The sequence below is a fragment of the Bacillus cereus group sp. MYBK79-1 genome (genome assembly GCF_051915365.1).
Classification (GTDB): Bacteria; Bacillota; Bacilli; order Bacillales; family Bacillaceae_G; genus Bacillus_A.
The window spans coordinates 201,061-210,106 of record NZ_JBQAEO010000008.1 but is presented as its reverse complement, the minus strand read 5'-3'; the positions used below and the strand labels follow the sequence as shown (position 1 = coordinate 210,106).

Genomic DNA, 9,046 nt, shown 5'->3' with positions numbered 1-9,046 from the left:
TAGGCATGAGGCAAAGTCTCCTTTCATTTTAGGTTCTGGATAAACCTAGGGGGTACTTTGCCTTATTTTTTTCCTAAAAATGTTTACACATACTTTTATACACCATCGATATCCCTTGTCGAATCGTCGATATATTCGAAAAATCGTTGATATATTGAAATTATCGTCGATATAATTTCATTTACCGTACTAATATATATTTTAAAAAGAGCAATTCAAAAAGAATTGCTCTTTTTGTGCTTATAAGTTGTGAATATTGAAAAAGATATGTTAATTTTTCATTATGAAGAGAAAAAAGGAGTGTTTTTCATGAATGAGATTATACATAAAATGGAGCAACACGTGTCAGTTCGTAAATATAAAGAAGAATCGATTCCGAAAGATGTAGTAGAAAGAATGGTGCAAGCTGCGCAGCATGCTGCTTCCTCGCATTTTGTACAGGCGTATTCTGTTATATATGTAACCGATCAAGATCTAAAGGCTAAACTAGCAGAGTTATCTGGAAATCGTCACGTGAAAGACTGCGCAGCATTCTTTGTTTGTTGTGCGGATTTAAAACGTCTTGAAATGGCATGTGAAAAACATGGTACAGAAATAAAGCATGAAGGAGTGGAAGACTTTATCGTTGCGACGGTAGATGCTTCACTTTTCACGCAAAACTTAACGCTAGCAGCAGAATCGTTAGGATACGGTATTTGTTACATTGGTGGTATTCGTAATAATCCAAGAGAAGTGAGTGAATTACTTCTTTTACCTGATAAAGTATATCCTGTATTCGGAATGACAGTCGGTGTACCAGATGAAAATCATGGAGTGAAACCACGTTTACCAGTAGCTGCAATCCTTCATGAAAATGGGTATGATGAAAAGAAATACGATGAATTATTAAACGAATACGATGAAACGATGAGTTCGTATTACAAAGAAAGATCATCAAATAAGAAGAACGTAACATGGACGGAATCAATGAGTTCGTTTATGGCTAAAGAAAAAAGAATGCATATGAAAGAATTTTTAAGTGAAAAAGGATTTAATAAGAAATGAGTAAAAGGCAGACCTGTATGCAGGTCTGCTTTTTTTGAGGTAGAAATGAAGTTTTATTGTAATACCTAAGTTCAGAAAGCCGTATATTCTTTCTGAACTTAGGTATTTTGTTTGTTATCATATACATAGAAATAAAAATTAAGAATTTTTTACAAAAGTGATAGAAAATGAGAATGAAATACCAATAGTAAGTAAAGGCAGCTGCTAAAGGGGAACTGAGGAAGGAAGATGCTTATGATTTTCAATTCTGAAGAGGATTTAATTATAGCTATGAAAAAACATGATCAAGATGCTTTGAAAGAAGTGATTGATCAATATGGAAAATTAATTTTGTACATTATTCATAAATCATTAAGTACCCCTATGGAGAAACAATATGTGGATGATTGTTATAACGATGTATTTACTGTCATTTGGTTTCATATCGACCAATTTGATACAGAAAAGGGAAACTTAAAATCTTGGATGATTGGTATTACTAAATTAAAGGCATTGGAATATAAAAAGAAAGTGTACAAAGAGAATAAAATTGATAAAGACGTAGAAATAGATGCAAGTGTCCATGATAGGTATGAAATAGAACAAGAAGAAATTATGGAAATAGTCCAAGATTTAAATAAGAAAGATCGATATATCTTTTTAAAGAGGTATATTGATGGATATTCCATTGACGATATTGCAAAAGAATTAAAAGTAACGGCGGATTATATATACAATCGAATTTCTCGTGGGAAGAAAAAACTTCAAAAACTGTGGAAAGGGAGTGTGTAATATGGATAAAAGATTATTATCGATGTTAAATGAGCTCCAATATTCAGAGGAAGAAATTGCACGCTTAGAGAAAGAAGCGAATGATTCTATAAATATAGATAAGTATTATGTCAGAAATGGAGAATTACTAAAAAAATTAACTTTACAAATGATAAAAGAATCCATTCGCAACGAATTACAAACAGGTGAAGAAATTGAGAAGGAACTGTTAGTAAATGAAGGGTATATGGCAAATAATAAAGTCATACCAAATATATATTACGTAGGAGCTACTTTTTATTATTATATCGTGTTAACAAATAAGAGAGTGATTATGAAAGGATTAGATTGCTATTTTAAAAAAACAAATGAACACAGCATGCCAATAGAAGATATACAATCCATTTCACAACATAAAAAAATGAAAAATGTCTTTGAGATTAAATATAATAACACTCATATACAATTTGGAAGTATTGAGGATGCACGTGAAGTTGCAATGATAGTTATGGAGTTAAAAAAACGAGGAGTAAAAGTAGAAAAGTATACAGATGTTGAAAAAGGTTTTTTCTTATTCTTTAATATATTTGTGATAGTAAGTGCAGGTCTTTGCTTTATAAAATATTTAATGTAAAAAGCGGCGCAATAGCCGCTTTTTATCGTTTTATTTAGTATCCGATTCAAAATATTTGTCTTATGAAAGAACGATTATTGCTAATTGTAAACTGGTAATAAAGTCATGTGAGTTTTGATATGGAATGCCCCGTCGCACTTAAAAATGCAGTAATAATTTCGTTTGAACCTATCTATTATTGCACTATCTAAAGCACCTTCTATAATAAATGCAAACTTTCAATAAGAAGATACATACCTGTACAACTCAAAAGGATGTACGTAAATATTTTAAAAATCCGTTGATTAAGCCATTTAAAAATAATTTGACCTATATACAAACCTAGAAATACGATTGGAATAGCATAAAAACTTGATTCCCAAATTGTTTTGTTTGTGCCAGTAAAGAGTATTTGAGTTAGTAGACTAATGAAATATATGAATAGATAAAAAGCTAAAGTAGTTGCTCTTAACTTCTCTTTTTTCGTATCAGTTCCTGTAAAATAAAGTAACAGTGGAGGACCTGGCATACCGATACTTGTCGTTAAAAGACCGGATAATCCGCCAACTATGAAATCTCTAGATTTTGTTGATTTAATTTTAAAGTTGCATATTAGCATCAACGTTAATAATAAGAGTAGGATGCTAATTGCTAATTTAAATGTGTTAATGTTAATGGAAATGAAAATTAAAATACCAAAAGGAACACCAACTATACTTCCGAAAATTAATCTTTTCAGTAGAATAAAATCAATGTCCATTCTTATTTTCCAGATGAGTGATATGGAAATAATTAATGATAAAATGATATTTATTTGTATAGCTTCTTGTGGTAGAAATAGCATGAGTAAGAAAGGTGTTGCCATAATAGAAAAGCCAAAACCTGTACTTGTTTGTAAAATAGAAGCTACTAAAATAATACATATGAAAATGAATGTGATTCCCAAAATAGTCCTCCTATTTAATCAAGTTTAACTAGTTGAAGTTTATCATTTAAGTGCAACCTTTCACAAGTTTATTTATATTTTAATATAAAGATTTAGTTTCTTTTCAAATAGTATTCACATATAGCGCCTTTTAACCAAATAATGAATGGAATCAAAATCTATCGACTATTAATAGATTCGTTATTGAAATCTCCGCGATAAAACAAGAACAGCCATATAAAACTAACAAAAATACAGCATATAGCTAGCAAGGTACCAATAACTTGCGGGGAAAGAATTTCTAAAAGCGCTCCTGTAAAAAACATGGATAACTGAATAAGAGATCCGTAAATGGAATAATGGAATGAAAAAACTTACCTATCATATTGTCCTTCGTGTAAGTTTGAAGTAATGTCGTATCAAGTGGAACGATGATTCCTCCTGCTATACGCATACAGAGCAATGTAATGATACCGATAATAAGTTGATCGGACAAAATGAATCCGAGAAAGAAAACTCCTTGTAGGAAGTAGGCCCAACCGAATATTTTTTTCATTTTTTCTTCATTTTTAGATATATAAAGATTAACGAGGAGGCTCCCAATCATAAGCCCACCCCCTTGAACTGTATATAAAATTCCAATATTCGTGTGGAAAATTCTTTCGGCATAGATCGTTAAAAGTAGCTGATAAGCGCCGCCAATCATGCCCCATGAAATGCCAACAAGAATTAACGTTAAAATGATTTTTGTTTGTAATATGTATGTATAACCATCTTTTATATCAGTAAAAAATGCTTTCTTTTCGTTACAAGTATCATGAGTAGGGACACTCATATTATAAATAAAATAGGCTGAAATAAAGTATGAAAGGCTATTTACTAAAAAAGCGGATTCAATATGTAAAGATTGTACAAGTATCCCGCCTAAAGAAGCCCCCATAATAGACATAAAACCATTCATTGTACTAGAAAGAGAGTTAGCGGTTACGAAATGATGTTGGTGTACGACATTTTTTAAGGTTGCTTGTTTAGCCGGCTCAAATAAGCAAGAAAGTATAGATAAACATATATTAGCAATGAAAATAATCTCAATTTTATAGCTTGCGAATAAATATGTAAGGATTAGAATGCCCCGTGTAATATCGGTAAAAATCATAATATTCTTTTTAGAAAAACGATCTACAACGCCTCCTATGAAAGGGCTAAGAAGAAGTTGGGGCAAACTTTTACTTATAAAGGTGAGTGCAATCATAAACGGAGATTCCGTTATGCTATAGACGAATGTTAATAAAGCTATTGTATGAAACCAATCTCCGAGTACACTTAACGTTTGCCCATAAAATAGTTTTTTGAAGTTAGTATTTGTTTTAAGAAGCGCGGAATAAGAAACTGACATAAAAAGATTAACCCTTATGTAATGATGATGCTTGAACTTGTTTTTTCCATTCGCTTAAATACACTTTCTCCTCTGTAGGGAGTCCAACAGGTAATTGTGCAATCAATTCTAAACTATTTCCATCAGGATCGTTAAAGTATACGGCGGCATGTGCTAATTCTGGAAAAACAATTGGCTCAATTGGTTCCATTCCAAAGTCTTTTCGTGCTGAAATTCCTTTTTGATTTAGCCAATGTATCGCATTTTCTAAATCATGTAAGCTTACTTGAAAGGCGATGTGTCGTAAAGAGGGATGATAATTAACTTTGTATTCTGTGCCTTCCCAAAGGCCGAGCCAACTTTCATTCTCTTTAATCCAAAAGAAAGCAATATCATCTCCTCTTTTATATAATTTCAGTCCGAGTGATTCATAAAAAGATATTGATATCCCTAAGTTACGGACAGGTAAATGTGCTTCGTAAAGACCTTTAATCATTGTAATCCTCCTCAGTAAAAATGTTTCTTATTTCATAGTAAACGTTTTTTTATGAGTTGAAATCACAAAAAAGAGGGATAATACTTCATACGAAAGTATGAAAAAACAGCTCAAATATGAGCTGTTTTCGTATAGTTTTTCGTTCATTTGTTAAGGATAGGATATATTAGTATCCGTATCCGCCGCCACCCCAACAGCTACATCCGATGATAATTAGAAGGATGAATAGTACGATAAGCAAAGCAAATCCACCGCCGAAACCAGCGCAACTTCCACCATAGCTCATATGTTTTCCTCCTTTTGAGTAAGTTAATCTATATAATTCATGGACTACTGTATACAGTATGTTTTTTGTATGGAAAAAGAGCCAGTCTTTTTTATAATTAGACAAACGCCTGTATGGTCATTTTGATTGTATGTTTAGCTAGGGATATGTGAATGAATCGTTACATATTTTGCGATTTGTTCATAAAAAAATATAAAAATTGTAAAAAAAACCATTTTTTTATGAGAGAATTTGTACTATAATTTTACAAGTAATATTATGGGAAAAGGGAGTTTTAGTAAAGAGATGGAGATGAGAAAATTACACAATAAAATAGAAAACAAAAAGAAAGAGCTAATCCAACTTGTTGCTAGACACGGATTGGAACATGATAAAGTTTTGTTATTTAGCAAAGATTTAGATATACTTATTAATAAGTTTATGAATGTAAAAGATAAAGTACATAAATAAATAATTTTTAGTTTTTTATATTAAGATATTTTGCGGAAAGGAGAGAAAAGTATTTGGAACATTTACAAGAAGAGCTATATAAACAAATAAAAGAAGAAAAAGGTATTGTTACAATTTTTTTAAAGAGTGGCGTTAGAATAGTAGGAGAAATTGTTGCGATAGACAAATTTACCGTTTTAATGTTAGTTGATGGAAAACAACAGCTTATTTACAAGCAGGCTATATCAACAATAATGAAATAAGACACTCATATTGAGTGTCTTTTCATTATCGTTTGCAAGCTTCAACGTCAATGCCGGCATCTAATAATTTCTTTTCTCCGTCTTGCTCGATGATTTTTTGTAATTTAGATAGGAAAGAATCAAAGTTTGTATGCTTTGCTACTTGGAATGTCATTTTATGCTCAATTGGTAGCCACGTATCAATATCAGCTTCGTTATGCTGAATTTTCACCTCAAGCTTATCAAGGGCGTTAGCTACTTTTGCTTCGTACGTTTCTTTCGCTTCAAACTCCATCCATAAATCATATAATTCCTGACCGAGAGAACCTTTTAATGTTCGTTTAATATTTAAAATGGCTTCTTGCTCATTTTTTTGTTTTTGTAATTGTAATTCATGACTATTCATTGTATCAAAAGCAGGAATATCACCAGCTTCAGCTTCGACTAGGTCGTGAATAATAACCATTTTAAGTAATTTTTCAATGTTTACTTTTTGATCTAAATAAGGCTCAACTAAAATGGCCATTAGAGACATGCGCCACGTATGTTCAGCAACACTTTCTTGACGTCCGTTAGAAAGCCAGCTATGTCGCATTTCATATTTTAGTTTTTCTGCTAGTGCAATGACTTGTAAAATGTTATGTTCCATCGTGATCCTCCTAGTATTTCCATACTATAATTCTAATATAGAAATGAAATGTGTCAATTTCATGAGTATATTGCGATAAATAGATGGTAAGCGTATAATAAACATTATATGTGAAAACGCATTATTAAAATAAAAAAATGTTTTGAAAAAATGAAAAGGGAAGGGCAGGAATATGGGAGACGAAAATCAAGGATTTGCTAGACCACACAGAAGAAAAAGGAAGTTTGACATTTCTAGCCCAGTTGGCATTATAGTAGGTTTTGCCATAGTAATAGCTGCAATTATGATTGGCGGCGGCGGAATAAAAGCTTTTAAAAACTTTTTAGATGTTTCATCTATTTTAATTGTCATAGGGGGAACTACAGCGACAATTGTTGTGGCGTATCGATTTGGAGAAATAAAAAAATATACGAAAAGTATTTTTACTGTTTTACATAGAAGAGAAGAAGATTTAGAACAGTTAACGGATTTGTTTGTTGATTTTTCGAAAAAGTCTAAAAAACACGGATTGCTTTCTTTGGAAGTTGATGGGGAGCAAGTAGACAATCCTTTTATTCAAAAAGGAATTCAACTTATGTTAAGTGGTTATGATGAAGAGGAATTAAAAGAAGTATTAATGAAAGATGTTGAAACGGAAGTGTATGAGTTAAGAAAGGGAGCGACATTATTAGATAAAATTGGTGATTTCGCTCCAGCTTGGGGCATGATAGGGACTTTAATCGGTCTTATTATTATGCTTCAAAACTTGCAAGACACATCGCAAATTGGTACAGGGATGGCAGTTGCGATGTTAACGACATTGTATGGATCAGTACTTGCAAATATGATTGCAATCCCTCTTGCTGAAAAAGTGTATCGTGGTATTGAAGATTTATATACAGAGAAGAAGTTTGTTATTGAAGCAATTTCAGAATTGTATCGTGGACAAATTCCTTCTAAATTAAAGTTGAAACTAGATACATATGTATATGAAACAAAGATGAAAAAAGTAAAACGAGCAGCCTAATATTGCAAGGAGTGTTATGGTTATGATGAAACGACCGCAAAAGGGATCGCCTCGTTGGATGACGACTTTTACAGATTTAACGATGTTATTATTAACTTTCTTTGTATTACTAGTTGCTACATCAAAGCAAGATACAGTAAAATTATCAAAGATGCTTGAAAAGTTTAGTGACGTGGAGCAAGTTGATGCAAAAGTAATGGAAAATACAATACCAGATATTTCACATGAAAAAAATGATGAAAAAATGATCTCAAAAAAGCGAATGGATGACTTGTACAAAAAGTTAAAAGCATATGTAGATAGTAAGGGTATTAGTCAAGTGAATGTATACCGAGAAGATACAGGAGTGAGCGTCGTTATAGTAGATAATTTAATATTTGATACGGGTGATGCGAACGTTAAACCTGAAGCAAAAGAGATCATTAGTCAATTAGTCGGATTTTTTCAATCTGTACCAAACCCGATTGTTGTGGAAGGGCATACAGATAGTAGGCCGATTCATAACGAGAAGTTCCCTTCTAATTGGGAATTATCTTCAGCGAGGGCGGCTAATATGATCCACCATTTAATTGAAGTGTATAATGTGGAGGATAAAAGGTTAGCTGCGGTCGGATATGCAGACACAAAACCAGTCGTACCAAATGATTCACCGCAAAATTGGGAGAAAAACCGTCGCGTTGTCATTTATATTAAAGAATAGTATATTTTTATTTTAGTAATAAAATAATAAAAATACAGAAATTCTTTTAAAAAAATATTAAATTTTATCGTTTTATTTTGTATAATGAGTGAGAATGATAAGGTGAAATATTAAGATATATTTATACATAGAAGGAGAGAACCAAATAGAATGGCACATAAAATTTTAGTTGTAGACGATGCAATGTTTATGCGAACGATGATTAAAAACTTATTAAAAAGTAATTCTGAATTTGAGGTTATCGGAGAAGCAGAGAATGGAGTAGAAGCGATTCAAAAATATAAAGAACTTCAACCTGATATTGTAACATTAGATATTACTATGCCAGAAATGGATGGACTTGAAGCGTTAAAAGAAATTATGAAAATTGATTCAAGTGCAAAGGTTGTTATTTGTTCAGCAATGGGACAACAAGGTATGGTATTAGATGCAATTAAGGGCGGAGCAAAAGACTTTATTGTAAAGCCATTCCAAGCAGATCGCGTAATCGAAGCTTTAACAAAAGTAGCAAATAGCTAATATAAAAGGGGT

At 31.9% G+C, this 9,046-nt stretch carries 12 protein-coding genes and 1 pseudogene; 8 read left to right on the top strand and 5 right to left on the bottom strand.

The window, feature by feature from the left end; genetic code table 11:
* Positions 1-309: 309 nt before the first annotated feature.
* The 3 genes from nfsA (at position 310) to ACTFOB_RS15495 (ending at position 2,428) form a co-directional block, all read left to right on the top strand.
* On the top strand, positions 310-1,044 hold the full coding sequence (nfsA, locus tag ACTFOB_RS15505) for an oxygen-insensitive NADPH nitroreductase (RefSeq protein ID WP_440027042.1): 735 nt from the start codon (positions 310-312) through the stop codon (positions 1,042-1,044).
* A gap of 228 nt (positions 1,045-1,272) precedes the next feature.
* Positions 1,273-1,815: a sigma-70 family RNA polymerase sigma factor gene (locus ACTFOB_RS15500; RefSeq protein ID WP_440027044.1), complete on the top strand. Its 543-nt coding sequence runs from the start codon at positions 1,273-1,275 to the stop codon at positions 1,813-1,815.
* Position 1,816: 1 nt separating this feature from the next.
* Complete coding sequence (locus ACTFOB_RS15495) at positions 1,817-2,428, top strand: PH domain-containing protein (RefSeq protein WP_440027045.1); 612 nt, start codon at positions 1,817-1,819, stop codon at positions 2,426-2,428.
* Positions 2,429-2,627: 199 nt separating this feature from the next.
* Here the strand turns inward: ACTFOB_RS15495 and ACTFOB_RS15490 are convergent, their stop codons facing one another.
* The 4 genes and pseudogenes from ACTFOB_RS15490 to ACTFOB_RS15475 form a co-directional block, all read right to left on the bottom strand.
* Complete coding sequence (locus ACTFOB_RS15490; RefSeq protein ID WP_440027046.1) at positions 2,628-3,353, bottom strand: sulfite exporter TauE/SafE family protein; 726 nt, start codon at positions 3,351-3,353, stop codon at positions 2,628-2,630.
* A gap of 158 nt (positions 3,354-3,511) precedes the next feature.
* Positions 3,512-4,728 (bottom strand): annotated as a pseudogene (locus ACTFOB_RS15485) (MFS transporter).
* Between the two features lie 7 nt (positions 4,729-4,735).
* Complete coding sequence (locus ACTFOB_RS15480; protein WP_440027048.1) at positions 4,736-5,203, bottom strand: VOC family protein; 468 nt, start codon at positions 5,201-5,203, stop codon at positions 4,736-4,738.
* Between the two features lie 166 nt (positions 5,204-5,369).
* The gene (locus tag ACTFOB_RS15475; RefSeq protein WP_000120179.1) at positions 5,370-5,489 is read right to left on the bottom strand and encodes a YjcZ family sporulation protein; all 120 of its coding nucleotides are present in this window, start codon (positions 5,487-5,489) and stop codon (positions 5,370-5,372) included.
* A 231-nt stretch (positions 5,490-5,720) separates the two neighbouring features.
* Here ACTFOB_RS15475 and ACTFOB_RS15470 point away from each other — a divergent pair, with 231 nt between their 5' ends.
* Both ACTFOB_RS15470 and hfq read left to right on the top strand, forming a co-directional pair.
* Complete coding sequence (locus tag ACTFOB_RS15470) at positions 5,721-5,939, top strand: aspartyl-phosphate phosphatase Spo0E family protein (RefSeq protein WP_440027050.1); 219 nt, start codon at positions 5,721-5,723, stop codon at positions 5,937-5,939.
* A gap of 53 nt (positions 5,940-5,992) precedes the next feature.
* Entirely contained in the window at positions 5,993-6,181 is a 189-nt protein-coding gene (hfq, locus tag ACTFOB_RS15465) for an RNA chaperone Hfq (RefSeq protein WP_098093065.1), read from the top strand.
* 25 nt (positions 6,182-6,206) lie between these two features.
* Here the strand turns inward: hfq and ACTFOB_RS15460 are convergent, their stop codons facing one another.
* Entirely contained in the window at positions 6,207-6,809 is a 603-nt protein-coding gene (locus tag ACTFOB_RS15460; protein ID WP_440027052.1) for an HD domain-containing protein, read from the bottom strand.
* Between the two features lie 172 nt (positions 6,810-6,981).
* Here ACTFOB_RS15460 and ACTFOB_RS15455 point away from each other — a divergent pair, with 172 nt between their 5' ends.
* The 3 genes from ACTFOB_RS15455 to ACTFOB_RS15445 all read left to right on the top strand — a co-directional run bounded on the left by ACTFOB_RS15455 (position 6,982) and on the right by ACTFOB_RS15445 (position 9,034).
* On the top strand, positions 6,982-7,815 hold the full coding sequence (locus ACTFOB_RS15455) for a flagellar motor protein MotP (RefSeq protein ID WP_440027054.1): 834 nt from the start codon (positions 6,982-6,984) through the stop codon (positions 7,813-7,815).
* A 22-nt stretch (positions 7,816-7,837) separates the two neighbouring features.
* Positions 7,838-8,515 (top strand): OmpA family protein, encoded by a 678-nt coding sequence (locus ACTFOB_RS15450; RefSeq protein ID WP_440027056.1) that lies wholly within the window; start codon positions 7,838-7,840, stop codon positions 8,513-8,515.
* A gap of 150 nt (positions 8,516-8,665) precedes the next feature.
* A complete protein-coding gene (locus ACTFOB_RS15445) occupies positions 8,666-9,034 on the top strand; it encodes a response regulator (protein ID WP_000940577.1) in 369 nt (122 codons plus the stop codon).
* Positions 9,035-9,046: the final 12 nt, after the last annotated feature.